The organism is Aeromonas sp. QDB54 (genome assembly GCF_027707385.1).
In the GTDB taxonomy this organism is placed as follows: Bacteria; Pseudomonadota; Gammaproteobacteria; order Enterobacterales; family Aeromonadaceae; genus Aeromonas; species Aeromonas hydrophila.
In genome coordinates this window covers 90,785-110,697 of the sequence record NZ_JAPCIT010000014.1, presented here as the reverse complement: position 1 = coordinate 110,697, position 19,913 = coordinate 90,785, and the positions used below count along the sequence as shown (strand labels likewise).

Here is a 19,913-nt window from a genome sequence, read left to right as displayed (position 1 = left end):
GTCGTCCTGTTCACCATGACACGCCAGCAGCAACCGGCGCTTCACTGTTTTTGCCGACAGGCCGGGTAGCCTGCGGCCAGCTGTCATGAGCGGCTGCTTTCACTGTGGTGAGCCGGTGCCCGCCGGCAGCCGCTATGCCCTCGAGATAAAAGGCATAGTCCAGCCCATGTGCTGCCCCGGTTGTCAGGCGGTGGCGGAAACCATTCTGGAGTGCGGCCTGGCCAGCTACTACGAGCACCGCACCGCCCCCGGCACCAAGGGCGAGCTGGTGCCCGCAGAGCTCGCCGCCCTCACCCACTATGATCTGGCCGAAGTGCAGCAGGATTTTGTCACCGACAGCGCCACCGGCAGCCACAAGGTGCGCGAGATCCAGCTGACGGTGGAAGGCTTGACCTGCGCCGCCTGTGCCTGGCTCATCGAACGTCATCTGGGCAACCTGGCCGGGCTGCACTACATCAACGTCAACACCACCACCCACCGGGCCCGCATCAAGTGGGATCCGGACCGGCTCTCGTTGAGCGACATCCTCAAGGGCTTTGCCAAGATCGGCTATCGCGCCTACCCCTTCCAGACTCACCAGCAGGAAGCGCTCTACGCCAAAGAGGTGCGCAGCTACATGTTCCGGCTGGCACTGGCGGGGCTCGGCTCCATGCAGGTGATGATGTGCGCGGTGGCGCTCTACATGGACCTCTTCATCAGTGTCGAAGAGGAGTTCATGGTCTACTTCAAGTGGATAAGTCTGCTGCTCTCCACCCCCATCATGATCTACTCGGCCCAGCCCTTCTACGTGGGTGCCTGGCGCAGCCTCAGGCAGGGGCACCTCTCCATGGACGTGTCGGTGTCGCTGGCACTGATCGGTGCCTTCGTCGCCTCCATGTGGGCCACCGTGTTCAATACCGGTGAGGTCTATTACGACTCCATCACCATGTTCGTCTTCTTCCTGCTACTGGGACGCTTCCTCGAGCTGCGGGCCAGACGCAAGGCCTCCGAGTCGAGCTCCAACCTGGCGCGACTGGTGCCCATCATGGCCACCCGGCTCGATGAGGAGGGTGAACACGAGGTGGCCGCCAAGACGCTGCAGGTCGGCGACCGGGTGCGGGTGCTGGCGGGTGCCACCCTGCCGGCGGATGGCATCATCCTGCTTGGGCAGGCCAGCCTCAACGAATCCATGCTGACCGGCGAACAGCTGCCACTGTTCAAACAGGCGGGGGATGCCGTCTATGCCGGCACCATCAACACGGATGCGCCGCTGCAGATCCGGGTCAGCCACCGTATCGAAGAGTCGCGGATCGCCCAGATCATGCGGCTGCAGGATCACGCCCTCGACGACAAACCGGCCATCGCCCAGATGGCGGATCAACTGTCGCGCCACTTTATTCTGGTGCTGCTGATCATTGCCGCCGCGGTCTGGACCTTCTGGCACTTCCATCAACCGGATCAGGCGTTCTGGGTCACCCTGGCAGTGCTGGTGGCGACCTGCCCCTGCGCCCTGTCGCTGGCCACCCCCACCGCGCTCACCTCGGCCACCGCCCGCCTGACCCGTGCCGGCATCCTGCTGCGCCGTGGCCACGTGCTGGACGTGCTGACCCGGGCCAACCGCATCGTGATGGACAAGACCGGTACCCTGACCACGGGCAACATCAGCCTGACCAGCACGGAAGCCCTGGGCAATCTCGACGAGGCACGCTGCCTTGACATCGCCCGCGCCCTGGAGGCCTATTCCGAACACCCCATCGCCCGCGCCTTTCGCAGCAACGCCGCAGAGGACACCATGCTGCTGGCGGCCAGCAAAGTGACCCCCGTCATCGGACACGGTATCGAGGGGGCGATCGACGATCGCCACTATCGCCTCGGCAGTGCCCGCTGGCTCGGCATCAGCGATGCCCATGAAACGCAGGCGGACGAGCTGGTCATCTATCTGGCCGACGAGGATCGAGTGCTCGCCCGCTTCCTGCTGACCGATACCCTGCGCCCCGATGCGAAGGCGCTGATCCAGGCCTTCAAGGCGGCCGGCCTCAAGACCACCATCCTCACCGGCGACAGCTCTGCCCAGGCCGACGAGGTGGCCCGCGAGCTGGGGGTCGACGAGCTGGTCAAAGGCGTCACGCCGGATGGCAAGCTGGCCTACCTCAAGGAGCACGAGGCCCGCGGCGACATCAGCATCATGGTGGGTGATGGCATCAACGACGCCCCTGTGCTGGCCGGCGCCCACGCCTCCTTCGCCATGGCCGGCGGCACCGATCTGGCCAAGAACAGCGCCGACGCCATTTTGCTGGCCGACGATCTCTCCCGCCTGCTGGATGCCCGCACCCTGGCGCTGCGCACCCGCAAGATCATCAAGGAGAACTTCGCCTGGTCCATCGGCTACAACCTGCTGGTGCTGCCATTGGCGGCGAGCGGCTGGCTGCCCCCCTACGTGGCGGCGGCGGGCATGTCATTGAGCTCCCTCATAGTCGTCACCAACTCCATGCGGCTCAACCGCTGAGCCGTGGCCACAGGGACAGACAGGGTGAAGGGAGCTGGCTCCGCTCAGGCTCCCTTCACCATCACATCGACGGGCCCGCGGCCACCAACGGGTGTACCATGACCCCTTTCATTACAAGGTTTGCTGCATGAACATCATCTTCGTCCTCATCCCCATCGCCATCCTCTTCGTCATCATCGCCGGCGCCGTCTTCTTCTGGGCCATTCGCTCCGAGCAGTTTGAAGATCTAGACCGCCAGGGTTCCAATATCCTGTTCGATGAAGAGCAACCCGCCCCCAAACACGTTGAACACGAGCACAAAGATGACGGCCACCCTTGATCTGCTGGGCGCCCTGCTGGTGGGACTGGCTGGTGCCGGCCACTGCATCGGCATGTGCGGCGGCGTCTCTGCCGCCCTCTCCATGGCCATTCCTGCCGAGAAGCAGCACTTCTGGGGCCGGCTCGGTTACCTGCTCAACTACAACCTCGGCCGGATCTTGAGCTATGTGATTGCCGGCGCCTTGGTCGGGGGGCTGCTGGCCACCACCAGTGAACTCGGCGCGGGCAAGCACGCTATCGCCGGCCTGCGGCTGGTGGCGGCCTTCCTGATGATTGCCCTCGGGCTCTATCTCGCCGGCTGGTGGCAGGGGGTGTTGCTGCTCGAGCGCATTGGCGCCAGGTTGTGGCCCCGCCTCAAGCCGCTGGCGGGCAAGTTCATCCCCTTCACCTCGGCCTGGCAGGCACTGCCGTTTGGCATGGTGTGGGGCTGGCTCCCCTGCGGGCTGGTCTACTCCATGCTGACCTGGAGCGCAGCGGCGGGATCCGCCGGCGGTGGAGCGCTGATCATGCTCTTTTTCGGCCTCGGCACCCTGCCGACCCTGTTTGCGCTGGGGGGGCTGGCGGATCGGCTGCGCTACTGGCTGACCCTGCGCAGTTTGCGCCTTGGTGGAGCCCTGCTGCTCATCGCATACGGGCTGCATACCCTCTGGGTCGGGATTGCGTCCTTTTGAAACCCTATCCAAAACGGATGAGTTGATGGTAAACTTGTTTGATATAAATCAATTATTCGTATGAGCCTATGATCCCGGAAAAGAAACCTGGCAGACGTATTCAGAGCGGTGGCTGTGCAATTCATTGCCAGGATTGCAGCATCAGCCAGCTCTGCATTCCCTTCACTCTGAACGACAACGAGCTCGATCAGCTGGACAGCATCATCGAGCGCAAGAAGCCGATCCAGAAGGGTGAAGAGTTGTTCAAGGCCGGCGATGAGCTTAAATCGCTCTACGCCATCCGTTCCGGGACCATCAAGTCATACACCATCACCGAGCAGGGTGACGAGCAGATCACTGCCTTCCACCTGGCTGGCGATCTGGTCGGCTTTGACGCCATCCACAAGCAGGCGCACCCCTCCTTCGCCCAGGCGCTGGAAACCGCCATGGTGTGCGAGATCCCGTTCGACGTGCTCGACGATCTTTCCGGCAAGATGCCGAAGCTGCGCCAGCAGATCATGCGGCTGATGAGCAACGAGATCATGGGCGACCAAGAGATGATCCTGCTGCTCTCCAAGAAGAATGCCGAAGAGCGCCTTGCCGCCTTCCTGCACAACCTGTCGGTGCGCTTCTCCGAGCGTGGCTTCTCCGCCAAGGAGTTCCGCCTCTCCATGACCCGCGGCGACATCGGCAACTACCTCGGCCTCACCGTCGAGACCATCAGCCGCCTGCTGGGCCGCTTCCAGAAGTCCGGTCTCATCAGCGTCAAGGGCAAGTACATTACCGTACTGGATCACGTCGCCCTCGGCGTCATGGCCGGTGCAACCCGCCCCCCCTGCGGTTAAGCATCCTCTCTCTGGTGCCGGATCGGTTTACCCCGAAATTTGATCCGGCACACGTCCCCCCTTCTCCTCCTGAGCTAAGCTGTAATGGCTAAAGGTCTGCCATCATTGGTATTTTTGCCAAGGAGGAGGAGAACATGGTCAAGTACCAAAAAATTCTGGTGGTCATCAACCCGGAAGAAGAGCGGCAAATCGCCCTCGAACGTGCGGTCAAGGTAGCCGAGCTGGATGAAGGCGCCCAACTGACCCTGTTGCTCACCATTTACGACTTCTCGTATGAAATGACCGCCATGCTGTCGGTGGATGAGCGGGAAGAGATGCGCCACGGGGTCATTGCCCAGCGCCGCGAATGGCTCGACGACATTCTCAAACCCTACCGCGCCCGAGGACTGGATTGCGAGATCAAGGTGGTCTGGCACAACCGTCCCTTCGAATGCATCATTCAGGAAGTACTGGAGCAGCGCCACGATCTGGTGGTCAAGGCCACCCACCACCACTCCTTCCTGCAAACCTTCATCTTCACCCCCACCGACTGGCATCTGCTGCGCAAGTGTCCCTGTCCGGTGCTGCTGGTGAAAGAGGGTCATTGGCAGCGGGGCGGCAACATCATCGCCGCCATCAATTGCTCCAGCGACGATCAGGATCAGAAACTGCTCAACGAGCGGATCACCGAAGAGGGGATCGCCATCGCCGAGCTGCTCGGCTCCAACCTCTATCTGGTCAACACCTACCCGGGCACCCCGGTCAACGTGGCCATCGAGCTGCCGGAGTTTGACCCCAACGCCTACAACGACGCCATTCGCAAACACCACGAGAGCCTGCTGCTGAGCCACGCCGACAAATATGGCATCGGCCATCTCTGGACCCGGGTGGCGGAAGGCCTGCCCGAAGAGGTGCTGCCCGATCTCGCCGGCGAGCTGCAGGCCACCCTGATGATCATGGGGTGCGTCGGTCGCACCGGGCTCTCCGCCGCCCTGCTCGGCAACACCGCCGAACACGTGGTGGATCGCCTCGCCTGCGACATGCTGATCCTAAAGCCCGCCGATTACAGCTGCCCGGTCGATAGCCGCCGTCCCGCATAAGCCTTTCTTGCCCTCCCCCGGGACATGGCTATAATAAGCCGCTTATTTTTGTCCCGGGTTTCAGGTCATGCTAGAAGAGCTTAACGCCAAAGAAAAATACAGTTTCAACAAACTGCAGAAGCGCCTGCGGCGCAACGTAGGTCAGGCCATCGCCGACTTCAATATGATTGAAGAGGGTGACAAGGTCATGGTGTGCCTGTCCGGCGGCAAGGACAGCTTCGCCATGCTCGACATTCTGATGAGCCTGAAGGCCAGCGCCCCCATCCACTTCGATCTGGTGGCGGTCAACCTGGATCAGAAGCAGCCCGGCTTCCCCGAGCACGTGCTGCCCGAATACCTGACCACCCTCGGCATCGATTTCAAGATCGTCGAAGAGGATACCTACGCCATCGTCAAGGAGAAGGTGCCGGAGGGCAAGACCACCTGCGCACTCTGCTCCCGCCTGCGCCGCGGCATTCTCTACCGCACCGCCCAGGAGCTGGGCTGCACCAAGATTGCCCTTGGCCACCACCGCGATGACATCCTCGAGACCCTGTTCCTCAACATGTTCTACGGCGGCAAGCTCAAGTCCATGCCGCCCAAGCTGGTGAGCGACGATGGCAAGAACGTGGTGATCCGCCCGCTCGCCTACTGCAAGGAGAAGGACCTGGTGCGCTATGCCGAGGTCAAGGCCTTCCCCATCATCCCGTGCAACCTGTGCGGCTCCCAGGAGAACCTGCAGCGCCAGGCCATCAAGCAGATGATGCAGGAGTGGGATCGCCGCTTCCCGGGTCGTCTCGAGACCATGTTCACCGCCATTCAGGACGTGATCCCGAGCCACCTGCTCGATCACAAGCTGTTTGACTTCAAGAGCATCAACCGCGACTCCGGCATCATCGACGGCGGCGACAAGGCGTTTGATCCGCCCGAGCTGCCCAAGGCGCCGCTGCTGGACATCGACGAGATGGACATGCTGGACGTCATTGAGGTGCGCTAAGCGCACCTCAGCCATAAAAAAGGAGCGCATCGCGCTCCTTTTTCATTTTTATGCCGGCCACCCTCAGTGGCGGCTCAAGATGGGCTAGCCCTTGTGCAGCCAAGGCGTCAACCGCAGGATCTCCCCCTGCAGCTGCAGCTTGCCCTCGGCAAACTCCGCCAGCTGGGCGTTGCTCAGCAGCAGTTGACCCTCCTGCCAGGGCAGCGGCAACTGGCGAGCACCATCGATGAGGTAGGCGGTACCGCTTGGCTGCACCAGGCTGACCCTCACCCCCGTCATCTCGGGCAGGAAATATTTGCCGACCATGCCGGCCAGCTTCTCCAGCAGGCTCTGCATGTCGTGCTGGCGCCCCGTCAGCTCGCTCACCTTGAGCTCCCACCGACTGTCTGCCGGCGGCGGCACATCTGCCATCACCTGTACCGACAGATCGCAGGCCTCATGGGGCTCGGTGAGCCCCACCACCACGGTCGCCTTGTCGAGATTCAGATCGTCGTCATAGGGCAGCCGCAATTCGCTGTCGACGGTCACCTCGGCCGCCACGTCCCGATCCAGGGTCGAGACCCGGGCCGAGGTGAGCAGGCAGCGCCGGCCATTTTGCTGATCGGTCAGATAAAAACCCAGCCTGGCGTGACCAAACTCCCCTTTGGCGAAGGTCTTCATCTGGCTGTAGAAGGTGCCGTACTGCAGCTCAAGAGAGGGCTGCGCCACTGCCAGCATGGGCGCCATCAGCAGCGCGGCCGCCATCCCGTATCGATTGTTCATATGCCATCCTTTTGCATCACGCATCTGCACGCGCCGCTGTCTGTTGCTGTTGTCTGACGCCCTGCATGCCGTCAAGCGTTGAAATGATCGGGGCCCTGGCTCACCTCGGTCACTTCGACCGCCACCCCGCACAGATCCCGGTAGAGGATCCCCTTGCAGTTGAAATAGAGCGGTGCCACCCAGATAAGTCCGAGCCCCATGGGGATCAGCGCCAGGAAGAACAGCGCCATCATGATCCCGTGCAACAGCACTATGCTGGGCCAGCCGCGGGCAAACAGGCGCAGGGAGACCAGGATGGCCTGCACCGGCGACAGACCGCGCTCCAGCACCAGCGGCACGGTAAACACCAGCCCCATGCCGATCAGGGCCGACGGAATGAAGGCCAGCATCACCGGCAGACCCAGCAGTTCGAACAGCGGGCCAAACAGGCTGGTGATGAGGCTGCCGAGCAGGCTCAGGCTGCCAAGGCGCAGGAAGTGGCGAAAGAAGTCGAACACCTGGCTCGGCCTGGCACGGACCCCCACCGACTGCTGCAACCCCAGCATGTCGAGGGAAGAGGTCATTGGCGACATGATGATGGTGATGAGCAGGCTCAGCACCAGGGCCACGTCCATCCCCCCTTCTTGATTGACGTAAGGGGCGAGCAGGGTGTTGCTCAGCAGCATCCAGATGGCCGTCACCCCGACGATGGCCAGCAGCAAGCCGAATCCGGTGCGCCGCGTCTGTTGCCAGCTCTCCTGCAATACCCCCTTGAGGTCGAGACGATATCCCTGGCTCAGGGACTGTTCGAGGGAACCACCTATCCGCATTTTGTTACTCAATTGACTATCCAACATCCGAAAAACTGCTATTCAGGGAGCACATTATAGCGATTTGACCCGGCATGCGTAGCCGTTTTTCCCGCGCGGCTGCGCTCAAAAAGCCTTTGATTTCATCAGCCCCCATAGTCCAGGCCAGGATCCCCTCCTTGGCCGACGCCAATCAGGGGCGTAGGATGCCAGGCGACAGTGCGGATTTTTTTGCGCGCCCCGACCCACACGGGAATATAGGGGGCACGCACTTCACAAGGAGATGTTCATGTCTGATTTGACCCTCTATCTTGCGCCCGGTACCTGCGCCATGGCCGTGCGTATCGCCCTCACCGAAGCCGGTGCCCCTCACCGGATCAAGCAGCTGGATCTGGCGGCCGGCGAGCAGCGCTCCCCTGCCTACCTCACCATCAATCCCAAAGGCCGAGTGCCGGCGCTGGTGACCGAGCGCGGTGTACTCACCGAGACGCCGGCCTTGCTGCTCTATGTGGCGCAGCGTTTCCCCGATGCCAAGCTGGCGCCGCTGGACGACCCCTTCCTGCTGGCCAGGATGCAGGAGGTGCACGGCTTTCTCGCCGCCACCGTGCACGTCGCCCATGCCCATGGCCGGCGCGGCAGCCGCTGGGCCGATGACCTGCAGGCCATCGCCGCCATGCAGGCCAAGGTACCGCACAACATGCGCGAGGACTTTGCGGAGATTGAACGCCATTATCTGGCCGGTCCCTGGGTGCTGGGGGAGCAGTTCAGCCTGGCCGACATCTACCTGTTCGTGGTGGCGAGCTGGCTCGAGGGCGACGGGGTGGCCATCAGCGAGTTTCCCAAGGTAGCGGATCACTATCGGCGCATGCTGGCACGCCCCGGCGTGCAGCAAGGGCTCGCCCTCTAGTCCTCTCGTTACGGGTGCCAGTGCTCTTCTGGCACCTGTTTTTCCCCGCTTTCCCCTCGCCATTGAGATCGTTTTCACATTTCTGCCATCTCTTGGTGGATCAAAACCGCCTGAGCGCCTATCTTCCACCACATGACGCAACCGGTTGCGTAACCGGTTGCCTAGCTAACATCAGATACGCGGGCATAGCCTGCCGAGGTGCTGTATGAAACGAGGCGTACTGCTCAATGCTCCCCTGAGTGCCCTGGTGGCACGGATGGGTCACACCGACGAGATCACCGTCTGCGATGCCGGCCTGCCCATTCCGGCCGGCCCGGAGCGGATCGATCTGGCGCTGATGGCGGGGACGCCGAGCCTTGAAACCGTGCTGACCGCCCTGCTCACCGACCTGGTGGTGGAGAAGGTGATCATGGCAAGCGAGATCAAGCAGATCAGCCCCGCCGCCCATCAGGCGCTGGTGGATCAGCTGGAGGCGCACGCCGCCGCCCAAGGCAAGCCCATCGCCATCGAGTACTGCCTGCACGAAGCATTCAAGGCTCGCTCCCACCAGAGCAAGGCCATCGTGCGCAGCGGCGAGGTGACCCCCTACGCCAACCTCATTCTCTGCGCCGGCGTGGCGTTTTAAATTCCCAAGGAAGCAGCTATGAGCAACGCCAATATGCTCCCCTCGCCCATTCTGGCTCTTTCCGGGATCGTCAAGACCTTCCCCGGGGTGCGCGCCCTCGATGAGGCGGGCCTCAAGGTCTATCCGGGCCAGGTGATGGCCCTGCTCGGCGAAAACGGCGCCGGCAAGTCGACCCTGATGAAGGTACTGACCGGCATCTACCAGGCCGATGCGGGCAGCATCAACTATCGCGGCCAGCCGGTTCACTTCAAGGGCCCTCGCGACTCTCAGGATCAGGGGATCAGCATCATCCACCAGGAGCTGAACCTGCTGCCTGAGCTGTCGATTGCCGCCAACATCTTCCTCGGCCGCGAACCTCGTACCCGTTTTGGCAGCATCGACCACAAGCAGCTGCGCGAACGGGCCAGCACCCTGCTGGCTCGGCTTGGAGTCAAACACGGCCCGGATACCCGGCTCGGGGATCTATCCATCGGTGAACAGCAGATGGTGGAGATCGCCAAGGCGCTGTCGTTCGATGCCAGCGTCATCATCATGGACGAGCCCACCGATGCCCTCACCGACACCGAAACCGAGCAGCTGTTCGTGGTCATCCGCGAGTTGCGTGAGCAGGGCTGCGGCATCGTCTACATCTCCCATCGCTTGAAGGAGATCTTCGAAATCTGTGATCGGGTCACCGTGCTGCGCGATGGCAAGTGGATAGGCGAACAGGCGGTGAGCGAGCTCGACGAAGACAGGATCATCGAGATGATGGTGGGTCGCCGGCTGGAAGAGCAGTACCCGCGCCTCGCCCGCGAGCTCGGCCCAGTCAGCCTGCAGGTCAAGGATCTGGCCGGCCCCGGCGTGTGCGGAGTGAGCTTCTCCCTGCGTCAGGGTGAAATTCTGGGCTTCAGCGGTCTGATGGGCTCCGGCCGCACCGAGCTGATGAAGCTCATCTACGGTGCCAGCCCCATCAGCGCCGGTAACATTACCGTGGATGGCCATGCACTGGTCCCCAAGAGCCCGGCCGATGGCCTGGCCGCCGGCATCGCCTACATCTCCGAGGATCGCAAGGGTGATGGCCTGGTGCTGGAGCTGTCGGTGCGCGAAAACATGAGCCTGTGCGCCCTCGGCGAATTCATCAGCCACGGCAAGATTGACGGCCAGGCCGAGCGCCAGGCGGTGGGCGACTATGTGCGTCTGTTCAACATCAAGACCCCGAGTCAGGATCAGCTGATCAAGCTCCTCTCCGGCGGCAACCAGCAGAAGGTGGCCATCGCCAAGGGACTGCTGACAAGGCCCAAGGTGCTGATCCTGGATGAGCCGACCCGCGGCGTCGATGTCGGCGCCAAGAAGGAGATCTATCAGCTCATCAACCAGTTCAAGAAGGAGGGGATGAGCATCATCCTGGTCTCCTCCGAGATGCCGGAAGTGCTCGGCATGAGTGATCGCATCATGGTGATGCACGAAGGGCGCATCAGCGCAGAATTCAACACCCGCGATGCCAATCAGGAGAAGCTGATGGCAGCGGCAGTCGGTAAACAGTGGCAAGCAGAGCAAGAGGCAGCACAATGACAACCCAAACCCTTTCCCGCCGCGGCGTCATGAGCAAGGCCTGGTGGATCGAGAACAAATCCCTGGTCGCGCTGCTGGTGCTGATCGGCGTGGTCTCCTTCCTGAGCCCCAACTTCTTCACCGCCGACAACCTGCTCAACATCCTGCGTCAGACCTCGGTCAACGCCATCATGGCGGTCGGCATGACGCTGGTCATTCTCACCGCCGGCATCGATCTGTCGGTCGGCTCGGTACTGGCCCTGTGCGGCGCCCTGGCCGCCACCATGGTCGCCATGGAGCTGCCCATCGCCCTGGTGATCCCCCTCACCCTGGGGGCCGGTGCCCTGCTTGGCGGCATCAGCGGCCTCATCATTGCCAAGGGCAAGGTGCAGGCCTTCATCGCCACCCTGGTCACCATGACCGCCCTGCGTGGCGTCACCATGGTCTATACCGAGGGGCGCCCCATCTCCACCGGTTTCAGTGACGGCGCCGATCACTTCGCCTGGCTGGGTACCGGTTACCTGTTCGGTCTGCCGGTGCCCATCTGGCTGATGGCCATCGTCTTCCTGCTGGCCTGGTTCATGCTCAACCACACTCGCCTGGGCCGCTATATCTATGCCCTCGGCGGCAACGAATCGGCCACCCGCCTCTCCGGCATCAATGTGGACCGAGTGAAGCTCGCGGTGTATGGTCTGTGCGGCATGCTGTCGGCACTGGCCGGGCTCATCGTCACTTCCCGCCTCTCCTCCGCCCAGCCGACCGCCGGCATGGGTTACGAGCTGGATGCCATCGCCGCCGTGGTGCTGGGTGGCACCAGCCTGATGGGGGGCAAGGGCCGCATCATGGGTACCCTGATCGGTGCGCTCATCATCGGCTTCCTCAACAATGCCCTCAACCTGCTCGACGTATCGTCCTATTACCAGATGATCGCCAAGGCCAGCGTGATTTTGCTCGCCGTGATGATCGATAACAAAAGCAAGTAAGCACACACAAGGAATGAAATGATGAAAAAGCTCAATACCCTGCTCGCTGCCGCCATCATGTCCGTGCTGGGCACCGCCCAGGCCGCCGATCACACCCTGGCCATGGTGGTCTCCACCCTCAACAACCCCTTCTTCGTCACCATGAAGGAAGGGGCCGAAGCCAAGGCCAAGGAGCTTGGCTACGAGCTGGTGGTGCTGGACTCCCAGAATGACCCGGCCAAGGAGCTCTCCAACATGGAAGATCTCACCGTGCGCAAGGTCAACGCCATCCTGATCAACCCGACCGATTCCGAAGCGGTGGGCAACGCCATCCGCTTGGCCAACAAGGCCAACATCCCGGTGCTGACCCTGGACCGCGGCGCGGCGCAGGGTGACGTCAAGGCCCACATCGCCTCCGACAACGTGGCGGGCGGCAAACTGGCCGGCGATTTCATCACCCAGAAGCTGGGTGCCGGTGCCAAGGTGATCCAGCTGGAAGGGATCGCCGGTACCTCCGCCGCCCGTGACCGCGGCGAAGGCTTTGCCCTGGCCGTGGCCGCCAACAAGCTGGAAGTGCTGGCCTCCCAGCCCGCCGACTTTGACCGCACCAAGGGTCTGAACGTCATGGAGAACCTGTTGGCCGCTCACCCGAGCGTGCAGGCGGTGTTCGCCCAGAATGACGAGATGGCGCTGGGTGCCATCCGCGCCGTGCAGGCCGCCGGCAAAGAGGTAATGATCGTCGGCTTCGACGGCACCGACGATGGCAAGGCCGCCGTGGCCAAGGGTAAACTGGCCGCCACCGTGGCCCAGCAGCCAGCCCTGATCGGCGCCATCGGCGTGGAAACCGCCGACAAGGTGCTCAAGGGGCAGCCGGTGGAAAAATCCATCCCGGTTCCGCTGCAAGTGGTCAGTAAGTAAGTTGACGGGGGGAGGTTCACCTCCCCCCTTTTCACTCAAGGTTTACGGTGCCTCCCGGCCTGGATCCGGCTTTCGTGTCTATGCCAAGATGCATCAGGAGTACTCAACATGAATCGTCTCGTCGTTCTGGGCAGTGTCAATGCAGACCACGTGCTGCGCGTTCCCCACTTTCCTCGCCCAGGTGAAACCCTGACCGGCCACAGCTATCAAGTGGTGCCCGGTGGCAAGGGCGCCAACCAGGCGGTGGCCGCCGCCCGGCTAGGTGCTGAAGTCTCCTTTATCGCCCGCATCGGCGATGACGCCATCGGCCACCAGATGAAGACCGGCTTTGCCAAAGACGGCATCGACGTGAGCGCCGTCGAACTCGACCCCAAGCTCCCGACCGGGATTGCCATCATCTATGTGAGCGATGAGGGGGAGAACAGCATCGGCATCTCCGCCGAAGCCAACGGCGCCCTCACCCCGGCCGTGGTGAAAAGCCATGAAGCAATGATCGCCGCCGCCCACACCCTGCTGCTGCAGCTGGAAGTGCCGCTGGAGAGCGTGCTGGAAGCCGCCCGCCTGGCCCGCGCCCACGGCACCCGGGTGGTGCTCAACCCCGCCCCCGCTCGCCCGCTCTCAAGCGAGCTGCTGGCACTGGTCGACCTCATCACCCCCAACCAGACCGAAGCCGAGCTGCTGACCGGCGTCAAGGTCACCGACGAGGTGAGCGCAGCCGAGGCGGCTGCCCGCTTCCACCAGATGGGCATCGGAGAAGTGATGATTACCCTGGGGTCGCAAGGGGTCTATTGCAGCAAGGGACAGCAACAAGCGCTCATTCCGGGTTTTCGGGTGAAAGCAGTGGACACCACGGCGGCCGGCGATACCTTCAACGGCGCCCTGCTGGCGGCCGAGCTCGCCGGCGCCGACTTTGACGCGGCCGTGCGCTTTGCCCACGGCGCCGCGGCACTCTCCGTCACCCGGTTTGGTGCCCAAAGCTCCATTCCGAGCAAGCAGGAGGTCGACGCCTTCCTGCTTGAGCAGACTGCGCAGGGGCACTGATGGCCAATATCAAGGAGGTGGCGGCGCTGGCGGGGGTGTCGACCACCACCGTCTCCCACGTCATCAACGAGACCCGTTTCGTCGCCGAGGAGACCCGCGAGCGGGTCTTCGCCGCCATGCGTAATCTCAACTATGCCCCAAGCCTGGTGGCCCGCAGCCTCAAGGTGAAGGAGACCAACAGTATCGGCATGCTGGTCACCACCTCCAGCAACCCCTTCTTTGCCGAGGTGGTGCGCGGGGTGGAGCGTTACTGCTTCGAGCAGGGCTACAACCTGATGCTGGGCAACACCGAGGGGCAGGCCGAGACGGCGCTCTCCTACCTCAAGATGATGCTGCGCAAGCGGGTCGACGGCCTGCTCATCATGTGCAGCGAGGGGCAGCAGGAGGTGTTCAACCAGCTCGACTGGCTCAAGAGCCTGCCGGTGGTGGTGATGGACTGGGGGATGGAGAGTGCCGACGTGGATCTCATCGCCGACAACTCCCATCGCGGCGGCTACCTGGCGACCCGCCACCTGCTCGGACTGGGTCACACCGCCATCGGCTGCATCACCGGCCCCCACAGCCGCGCCCCCGCCAACCAGCGTCAGGCGGGCTTCGAGCAGGCGATGCAGGAGGCCGGGCTCACCGTCAACCCACAGTGGGTCCAGGAGGGTGACTTCGACTGCGCCAGTGGCCACCAGGCGATGACCCGCCTGCTGGCGCTGCCCGAGCACCCCACCGCGCTGTTCGTCTGCAACGACATGATGGCGATGGGAGCCATCAGCGCCGCTCATCAGGCAGGACTAGTGATCCCGCGCGATCTCTCCATCGTCGGCTATGACAACGTGGCGCTGGCCGAATTCATGTCGCCGCCGCTCACCACCGTCAATCAGCCGAAAGAGGAGCTGGGCCGCCTCGCCGTCACCCGGCTGCTGGCGCGCATCAATGGCGAGGCGGTGGCGGATCATCTGATCACCGTCGACCCCGACCTGGTGATCAGGGATTCCTGCGCCCCCCGCCCCTGACATTCACCTGCAATACCTGCAATAAATAAAAGCGCAAGGCGACCCTGGGGTCGCCTTGCTGCGTTTTGTCTCTGACCGGTTCAATACCGCCATTTGTACTCAGGCCAGCTGCCTTGCCTCACTGCCCGCCAGCACCTGCAACTGCACCAGCCCCAGTCGCCGGGCCAGCGGCTGCAACAGCTCGCTGTGCTCCATGTCATCTGGCAGCCAGTAGCGGACAGGCCAGCCGGCCGCCAGCTGGACCGGGGTGGCGCTGCCAATGTCTCTGAGCGCCAGGGTGCAGCCTTGCTGCCGCAATCCCGCCAGCAAGGCTGCATCCGGCAACAGCGTCGGCACCAGCAGCACCCGCGGCGTGCGGGAGGCATCCGGCAGATAGGCCACGACATGGGCCAGCTGAGCCTGGTTGTCGAGCGGGAACAACAACGCCCGCCCATCGGCATGCTGCGCCTCGTGCGCTTGCAACAGCCGAGCCAGCACGAGCCCCAGCACGCCGCACTCCTGCAGCCAGCGCATCTGGCAGGGCGCCCCCTGCTCACGCCAGTAGAGCGTCATTTGCCACAGATCGTTGCCCTGCCCGTCCGTCAATCCCTGCAACGCCACTCGCAGCGGCGCAGGCTCGCGCCCGGCCAGCCAGCCCCGCAGTTGATGAAGCTGATGCTGGCTCAACTGCAGCTGCTGCAGCATAGCCGGCTCAAACCAGCAGATATCCCCCTCCTGGCTGCGTTTGGCCTGATTGAGGGCCAGGATGGCCTGATCCAGCAGCCGGCCGGCATCTTGCTGCTGCGCCTTGGCCACCCCGAGCCGACAGGCCAGATCGAAGCTGCACTCCCGGGTCACAAACTCGAAATGGAGCAGGCTCACCAGCTCATGAATGCGAGTCTCCAGCGCGCCATCCGCTCTGGTCAACACCACCGCGAACTCGTCGCCACCGAGCCGGTAGGCGTGGCCACCGTGGGCCTGCTGCAGCTTGTCGGCCACCGTCTGCAACAGCCGATCACCGACCTGATAACCGAGCAGATCATTGACCTGCTTGAAGCGCTTGAGATCGAGCACCACCAGGGCGCTCGCCTCGCCGGTATGCAGGGCGCGGGAGAGCTGCTCCTGCAGGGCACGGCGGTTGCCAAGCCGGGTCAGGGGATCGAGCAGGGCGAGCCGGCGATTTGCCAGATTGGCGCGAATGAGGGCGGCCACCAGGGCGCCGCCGGTCAGCAACAGGATCAGTTGCCAGATCTGCAACCAGAACAGGCTGCTGCGGATCTGGCTGACCGAACGCTCCCGCTCCTGGCCGGAGAGGATCTGACCCCCTATCTGCTCGATGAGGTGGGTCTGGCTGGCGATCGCGTCCTGCAAGCGGGCAAGCTCGGCCCCCTCGCGCAGCGCACCGGCCTCCATCTGGGGTTCGAGCTGCTTGATCTGCTCGAACAGTCCGGCCAGCGCCTTGCCGAGCCCGTGCCGCTGGCGCGCCTCGGCGGTTTCGCTGCTGACGAGAAAGATATCGAGCCGGTTCCACAGCAGATCGTAATCGAGGCTCAGGGTCTCCATCCCCAGCCTGCCGGCCCGGTAGAGCTGCAGGTCGTAGAGGAAACGCTGGGATTCCAGCATCACCTGGCTGATGTTCCAGTGGATATTGCGGTAGAAGGTATCGACCAGCTGCTCCTGGCGATGCTGCAGATAGAGGCTGCTGCCCGAGGAGAGCAGAAACAGCAGCGACACCGCAACCAACAGCAGTTTGTGGCGGGATAGCCCCATCAATCGACGATCTCGATGCGGGTTACCTGCCACACCATGCAGTTGTGGATGGCGGGCACGTCCAGCTTGGGATAGGTGGTGAACGGAATGAGCAGCCAGAGCGGGCCCTTGTTGCGCCGGGTCAGCGGTTTGCCGTCTTCCTGGCGCACCAGGGTCAGCGACACGCCATCGAACAGGGTCAGATCCACCACCTGCTGATAGCCGTTGAGGGCCGAGACGGCGATCTTGCGGGCATCCAGGATCCCTTGCGCCGCCAGCACGACTGCCAGGGTCGGCCCGCGATAGTGGTGAGCGCCCTGGGTCCAGGGGGTGGTGGTGGTGAATTCGGTCTGCGGCAGGGCGGACAGGGCCGCCTCATCGAGGGTCACTTGCTGGCCGCCTGGCAGCACCAGGGTCATCAGGGGGATCGAGGCCGATGCGCCGGCACTGGCCAGCATCAGGAGGAAAAAAGCGATCCATTGCTTTACTGCGGTCATGGTAATTTGCGCCAACTGCGTCCCATTTTTTGTGGCTGCCAGTGTGGCGATTTCACCGGTTCATTGCAACTGTCCAGTCGCACAATAGCTCAGGGACCGCGCATCTCCATCCAGTTGTGGCCCTCGATCTGCGCTGGCTGGTGGACGCCGCAGCTTTGCAGCAGCTCATCCACATAGGCCGGCACCAGCAACGAGGCCGGACCGTAGCGCTTCTCGTCAAACTGGCTGCCCACTTCGCTCGGTTCGAGATTGAGCTCGATGGTGTGGGCCCCGTTCAATCCCGCCTCGTGCACAAAACCCGCCGCCGGATAGACGGCGCCCGAGGTGCCGATGGAGATGAACAGATCGCACTGGGCCAGCGCGCTGTAGATGCGATCCAGCCCGAGCGGCATCTCGCCGAACCAGACCACGTGCGGGCGCAGCGGTTGGGGAAACTGGCAGCAGGTGCACAGCTCCTCCTGCTGCAGATCGCCGCGCCACTCGATCACCTGGCCCGAGCCCGGGCAACGCGCCTTGAGCAGCTCCCCGTGCATGTGAATGAGGTTCTTGCTGCCGGCACTCTCGTGCAGGTTGTCGATGTTCTGGGTCACCAGGGTGACGCAGCCCGGCAGCAGGCGCTCGAGCCGGGCCAGCGCATAGTGAGCCGGATTGGGGTGAATGTGGGGTTGCTGCAGCTGGTGGCGGCGGGAGTTGTAAAAACCCTGCACCAAGGCAGGATCCCGTGCATAGCCCTCCGGCGTCGCCACGTCTTCGACCCTGTGCTCTTCCCACAGACCGTCACAGGCGCGAAAGGTCTTGATGCCCGACTCGGCCGAGATCCCGGCACCGGTAAGAATGACGATGTGTTTCGCTGACTGCACCATGACTGACTCCCTCTGACGACCTCTCTGGCTGACCTTAGCACAGGGTGAAAAACCGGCCTATTCGCCCTTGGTCTTATGACGCGGTTACAGGGTGTCGAGCACGCTCAGATCGAGTCGCACGAACACCAGCTCCCGTCCCGTCACCAGGGTGAGCGGCAAGCCCAGCCCGCGCAGCAGCGCCAGCATGGGGCGATTCTGGGGCAGCACCTCCGCCATCCACTCGCGAATGCCTTCGGCGCGCGCCAGCAAGGCCAGCGCCAGCAGGATGCGCCGCCCCGCCCCCCGGTGCTGAAAGTGATCGGCGACGATGCAGGAGAACTCGGCCCGATCCGGGTGCAATCGCCGCCGGATGGATTGGGCCTGGGCCAGCGGTCGCCCCTGACCGTCGGTCAGCAGCAGCCCAATTTGGTGTTCCTTGGGGTAATCGAGGAAGAAGGCGAGCTGCTCGTCATTCGGGATCTGCTTGGCGCGCATGAAACGCAGGTAGACACTCTGTTCGCTGAGCTCGCCATAGGCGGCCCTGATCCGCTCGGGATCGGCCCCCGCCAGCTCCTGCAAGCGGCAGGGAATGCCCCCCACCTCCATCATCAGCGGCAGGGCTGCCCGCGAATGAGGATGCAGCCAGCCGGCCAGGGCGCGCCGCAAGCGGGCCTCGTCCGGCGGCCAACAGAGGTAGCGGGCCATCGTCTACCAGCGCCCCGCCACGCCCTGATCGCGCCACAGATTGCTGTCCAGCAGGTTGAAGGGATCGTCGAGATAGAGGGCGATCCCGAGCTCCCTGGCCCGGTTGATGAAGCGCCCCAGCAGGGAGTCCGGGGTCATGGCTTCCAGCCCGGGCAGCAGACTCTGTCCCAGCAGCAGGTGCTGCAGCGGCATCCGCTCCAGCAAGTCGAACGGGATGTGCTGATCGTTGTCCAGCAGCAGTGCCAGCTTGGCCCCCGCCAGACTGGCCTGCAGCACCAGGGCAAAACGCTCCGCCTGGCTCAGCAGGTGGTCGCGCCGGTGGATGAGCAGAGTGAGCTCGCCAGGCTCCCGGCCCTGCTGGAGCAGCCACTCGCGTACCCGCTCCCAGCGCGGCGGCAAGCCGGTCACCGCCAGCCAGATGGGCAAGGGCGACGGGGGATCGGACAAGAGTCCGAGCAGTCCTTTCTCTTCTCCCTGCCAGGTGCGGATGGTGCGGCGCAAGCCGCTCAAGCGACGCTGACGCTGCGGCCCCAGATAGAGCGTCTTGAGCAGCCGCAGCAGATCGTCGGCCAGCAGCGGCTTGGCCAGGGCGGCCAGCACGTTGAAACCGGCGTCGTGCAGCAGGCGGCGGGCCCCGTCGATCAAGGTCTGATCGTGGGCGGAGAGCAGCACGATGGGCAAGCCACTGTGCTGGTATTGGGGCTGGCTCATCAGCAGGCTGATGGCATCCTGCTCCACCAGACTGAGATCGCTCACCAGCAGCTTGACCTCGCCGCCGGCCAGCGCCTTGATGCAGGCGTTGCCATCCTGCACCCACTGACAGGGCACCCCCAGCCCCTTGATCTCCTGCTGGATATGGGCCCCCTGAAACGGGTGATCCTCCAGCAGCAGCACCTGGGTCTGGGCCAGCCACTCCTGCCACGCCAGGTAGCGGCCATTGACCCCCGCCAGCCAGTCGTCGGTGAGGCGATAGACACCCTCGGCCTGCGCCGTCAGCTGCGGCAGATAGTCTGCTCCCACATGGGAGTCGGGATCGAACAGGGCGATGGCACCGGCGGCAAACAGCCCTTCCCACTGCCAGCAGGCATCGGGGCGGGTACGGCGCAAGGTGGCGAACTCGGGCAGCTCGACGGCTTTTGCCGTCCGATAGGCGACCCCGTCCAGAGCGTAGATGGTCACGGGGTGGAACAGGCGCTCGTCTGTCTCTTCCGAGTTCAGCAACGCCAGTAACTCTTCATCTGTGATGATCAT

General features: G+C 63.5%; 20 protein-coding genes. 13 read left to right on the top strand and 7 right to left on the bottom strand.

All coding sequences use genetic code 11. From position 1 onward, the window contains the following. The first annotated feature begins 85 nt into the window (after positions 1-85). The 6 genes from PG881_RS14910 (at position 86) to ttcA (ending at position 6,353) form a co-directional block, all read left to right on the top strand. A complete protein-coding gene (locus PG881_RS14910) occupies positions 86-2,485 on the top strand; it encodes a heavy metal translocating P-type ATPase (protein WP_270800984.1) in 2,400 nt (799 codons plus the stop codon). A gap of 127 nt (positions 2,486-2,612) precedes the next feature. Continuing rightward, positions 2,613-2,804 carry a cbb3-type cytochrome oxidase assembly protein CcoS gene (gene ccoS / locus PG881_RS14905; protein ID WP_024945238.1) on the top strand — a complete coding sequence of 64 codons (192 nt, stop codon included), beginning with the start codon at positions 2,613-2,615 and terminating at the stop codon, positions 2,802-2,804. Beyond that, positions 2,788-3,474, top strand: a complete 687-nt coding sequence (locus PG881_RS14900; RefSeq protein ID WP_270800983.1) for a sulfite exporter TauE/SafE family protein — start codon at positions 2,788-2,790, stop codon at positions 3,472-3,474. Before ccoS ends, PG881_RS14900 begins: the two co-directional genes overlap by 17 nt. A 68-nt stretch (positions 3,475-3,542) precedes the next feature. Beyond that, on the top strand, positions 3,543-4,298 hold the full coding sequence (locus PG881_RS14895) for an FNR family transcription factor (RefSeq protein ID WP_005300768.1): 756 nt from the start codon (positions 3,543-3,545) through the stop codon (positions 4,296-4,298). A gap of 134 nt (positions 4,299-4,432) precedes the next feature. Then, positions 4,433-5,377: a universal stress protein UspE gene (uspE, locus tag PG881_RS14890; protein WP_270800981.1), complete on the top strand. Its 945-nt coding sequence runs from the start codon at positions 4,433-4,435 to the stop codon at positions 5,375-5,377. 67 nt (positions 5,378-5,444) lie between these two features. Continuing rightward, entirely contained in the window at positions 5,445-6,353 is a 909-nt protein-coding gene (gene ttcA, locus PG881_RS14885; protein WP_011706151.1) for a tRNA 2-thiocytidine(32) synthetase TtcA, read from the top strand. Between the two features lie 84 nt (positions 6,354-6,437). On the opposite strand, the gene PG881_RS14880 is transcribed toward ttcA, so the two are convergent. Together PG881_RS14880 and PG881_RS14875 are read right to left on the bottom strand one after the other, a co-directional pair. Next, positions 6,438-7,115 carry a DUF2987 domain-containing protein gene (locus tag PG881_RS14880; RefSeq protein ID WP_011706152.1) on the bottom strand — a complete coding sequence of 226 codons (678 nt, stop codon included), beginning with the start codon at positions 7,113-7,115 and terminating at the stop codon, positions 6,438-6,440. Positions 7,116-7,186: 71 nt separating this feature from the next. Beyond that, positions 7,187-7,924 carry a hypothetical protein gene (locus PG881_RS14875; RefSeq protein WP_026080365.1) on the bottom strand — a complete coding sequence of 246 codons (738 nt, stop codon included), beginning with the start codon at positions 7,922-7,924 and terminating at the stop codon, positions 7,187-7,189. A gap of 268 nt (positions 7,925-8,192) precedes the next feature. On the opposite strand from PG881_RS14875, the gene PG881_RS14870 reads away from it, so the two are divergent. The 7 genes from PG881_RS14870 (at position 8,193) to PG881_RS14840 (ending at position 14,890) form a co-directional block, all read left to right on the top strand. Further along, positions 8,193-8,810 carry a glutathione S-transferase family protein gene (locus PG881_RS14870; RefSeq protein WP_270800977.1) on the top strand — a complete coding sequence of 206 codons (618 nt, stop codon included), beginning with the start codon at positions 8,193-8,195 and terminating at the stop codon, positions 8,808-8,810. A gap of 205 nt (positions 8,811-9,015) precedes the next feature. Then, a complete protein-coding gene (rbsD, locus tag PG881_RS14865) occupies positions 9,016-9,435 on the top strand; it encodes a D-ribose pyranase (protein ID WP_270800975.1) in 420 nt (139 codons plus the stop codon). Between the two features lie 18 nt (positions 9,436-9,453). Continuing rightward, the gene (gene rbsA, locus PG881_RS14860) at positions 9,454-10,986 is read left to right on the top strand and encodes a ribose ABC transporter ATP-binding protein RbsA (protein ID WP_270800972.1); all 1,533 of its coding nucleotides are present in this window, start codon (positions 9,454-9,456) and stop codon (positions 10,984-10,986) included. Beyond that, the gene (rbsC, locus tag PG881_RS14855; RefSeq protein ID WP_011706157.1) at positions 10,983-11,948 is read left to right on the top strand and encodes a ribose ABC transporter permease; all 966 of its coding nucleotides are present in this window, start codon (positions 10,983-10,985) and stop codon (positions 11,946-11,948) included. Before rbsA ends, rbsC begins: the two co-directional genes overlap by 4 nt. A 21-nt stretch (positions 11,949-11,969) precedes the next feature. After that, entirely contained in the window at positions 11,970-12,845 is an 876-nt protein-coding gene (rbsB, locus tag PG881_RS14850) for a ribose ABC transporter substrate-binding protein RbsB (protein WP_010634030.1), read from the top strand. Positions 12,846-12,953: 108 nt separating this feature from the next. Then, positions 12,954-13,886 (top strand): ribokinase, encoded by a 933-nt coding sequence (gene rbsK / locus PG881_RS14845; protein ID WP_270800970.1) that lies wholly within the window; start codon positions 12,954-12,956, stop codon positions 13,884-13,886. Then, positions 13,886-14,890, top strand: coding sequence for a substrate-binding domain-containing protein (locus PG881_RS14840; RefSeq protein WP_270800967.1), 1,005 nt, complete (start codon positions 13,886-13,888; stop codon positions 14,888-14,890). Before rbsK ends, PG881_RS14840 begins: the two co-directional genes overlap by 1 nt. 99 nt (positions 14,891-14,989) lie before the next feature. Here PG881_RS14840 and PG881_RS14835 read toward each other — a convergent pair whose 3' ends face one another. From PG881_RS14835 to PG881_RS14815, 5 genes are all read right to left on the bottom strand, one after another. Continuing rightward, on the bottom strand, positions 14,990-16,639 hold the full coding sequence (locus PG881_RS14835; protein WP_270800964.1) for a GGDEF domain-containing protein: 1,650 nt from the start codon (positions 16,637-16,639) through the stop codon (positions 14,990-14,992). Then, on the bottom strand, positions 16,639-17,115 hold the full coding sequence (locus PG881_RS14830) for a hypothetical protein (RefSeq protein ID WP_270800962.1): 477 nt from the start codon (positions 17,113-17,115) through the stop codon (positions 16,639-16,641). The genes PG881_RS14835 and PG881_RS14830 overlap by 1 nt, the downstream gene beginning before the upstream one ends. Before the next feature lie 89 nt (positions 17,116-17,204). Next, complete coding sequence (gene cobB / locus PG881_RS14825; protein WP_011706162.1) at positions 17,205-17,978, bottom strand: Sir2 family NAD+-dependent deacetylase; 774 nt, start codon at positions 17,976-17,978, stop codon at positions 17,205-17,207. 84 nt (positions 17,979-18,062) lie between these two features. Continuing rightward, positions 18,063-18,662 carry a GNAT family N-acetyltransferase gene (locus PG881_RS14820; protein WP_043122866.1) on the bottom strand — a complete coding sequence of 200 codons (600 nt, stop codon included), beginning with the start codon at positions 18,660-18,662 and terminating at the stop codon, positions 18,063-18,065. 3 nt (positions 18,663-18,665) lie between these two features. Next, positions 18,666-19,913, bottom strand: a complete 1,248-nt coding sequence (locus PG881_RS14815; RefSeq protein ID WP_044799960.1) for a response regulator — start codon at positions 19,911-19,913, stop codon at positions 18,666-18,668.

What these genes read in the sequence shown, in the direction of transcription:
- cobB (WP_011706162.1), bottom strand. Translation starts at nt 17,978, where the DNA reads ATGGTGCAGTCAGCGAAACACATCGTCATTCTTACCGGTGCCGGGATC.
- PG881_RS14875 (WP_026080365.1), bottom strand. Translation starts at nt 7,924, where the DNA reads ATGCGGATAGGTGGTTCCCTCGAACAGTCCCTGAGCCAGGGATATCGT.
- PG881_RS14830 (WP_270800962.1), bottom strand. Translation starts at nt 17,115, where the DNA reads ATGACCGCAGTAAAGCAATGGATCGCTTTTTTCCTCCTGATGCTGGCC.
- rbsK (WP_270800970.1), top strand. Translation starts at nt 12,954, where the DNA reads ATGAATCGTCTCGTCGTTCTGGGCAGTGTCAATGCAGACCACGTGCTG.
- uspE (WP_270800981.1), top strand. Translation starts at nt 4,433, where the DNA reads ATGGTCAAGTACCAAAAAATTCTGGTGGTCATCAACCCGGAAGAAGAG.
- PG881_RS14895 (WP_005300768.1), top strand. Translation starts at nt 3,543, where the DNA reads ATGATCCCGGAAAAGAAACCTGGCAGACGTATTCAGAGCGGTGGCTGT.
- rbsD (WP_270800975.1), top strand. Translation starts at nt 9,016, where the DNA reads ATGAAACGAGGCGTACTGCTCAATGCTCCCCTGAGTGCCCTGGTGGCA.
- PG881_RS14835 (WP_270800964.1), bottom strand. Translation starts at nt 16,639, where the DNA reads ATGGGGCTATCCCGCCACAAACTGCTGTTGGTTGCGGTGTCGCTGCTG.
- PG881_RS14840 (WP_270800967.1), top strand. Translation starts at nt 13,886, where the DNA reads ATGGCCAATATCAAGGAGGTGGCGGCGCTGGCGGGGGTGTCGACCACC.
- PG881_RS14910 (WP_270800984.1), top strand. Translation starts at nt 86, where the DNA reads ATGAGCGGCTGCTTTCACTGTGGTGAGCCGGTGCCCGCCGGCAGCCGC.
- PG881_RS14815 (WP_044799960.1), bottom strand. Translation starts at nt 19,913, where the DNA reads ATGATCATCACAGATGAAGAGTTACTGGCGTTGCTGAACTCGGAAGAG.
- ccoS (WP_024945238.1), top strand. Translation starts at nt 2,613, where the DNA reads ATGAACATCATCTTCGTCCTCATCCCCATCGCCATCCTCTTCGTCATC.
- PG881_RS14880 (WP_011706152.1), bottom strand. Translation starts at nt 7,115, where the DNA reads ATGAACAATCGATACGGGATGGCGGCCGCGCTGCTGATGGCGCCCATG.
- rbsB (WP_010634030.1), top strand. Translation starts at nt 11,970, where the DNA reads ATGAAAAAGCTCAATACCCTGCTCGCTGCCGCCATCATGTCCGTGCTG.
- rbsC (WP_011706157.1), top strand. Translation starts at nt 10,983, where the DNA reads ATGACAACCCAAACCCTTTCCCGCCGCGGCGTCATGAGCAAGGCCTGG.
- PG881_RS14900 (WP_270800983.1), top strand. Translation starts at nt 2,788, where the DNA reads ATGACGGCCACCCTTGATCTGCTGGGCGCCCTGCTGGTGGGACTGGCT.
- ttcA (WP_011706151.1), top strand. Translation starts at nt 5,445, where the DNA reads ATGCTAGAAGAGCTTAACGCCAAAGAAAAATACAGTTTCAACAAACTG.
- PG881_RS14870 (WP_270800977.1), top strand. Translation starts at nt 8,193, where the DNA reads ATGTCTGATTTGACCCTCTATCTTGCGCCCGGTACCTGCGCCATGGCC.
- rbsA (WP_270800972.1), top strand. Translation starts at nt 9,454, where the DNA reads ATGAGCAACGCCAATATGCTCCCCTCGCCCATTCTGGCTCTTTCCGGG.
- PG881_RS14820 (WP_043122866.1), bottom strand. Translation starts at nt 18,662, where the DNA reads ATGGCCCGCTACCTCTGTTGGCCGCCGGACGAGGCCCGCTTGCGGCGC.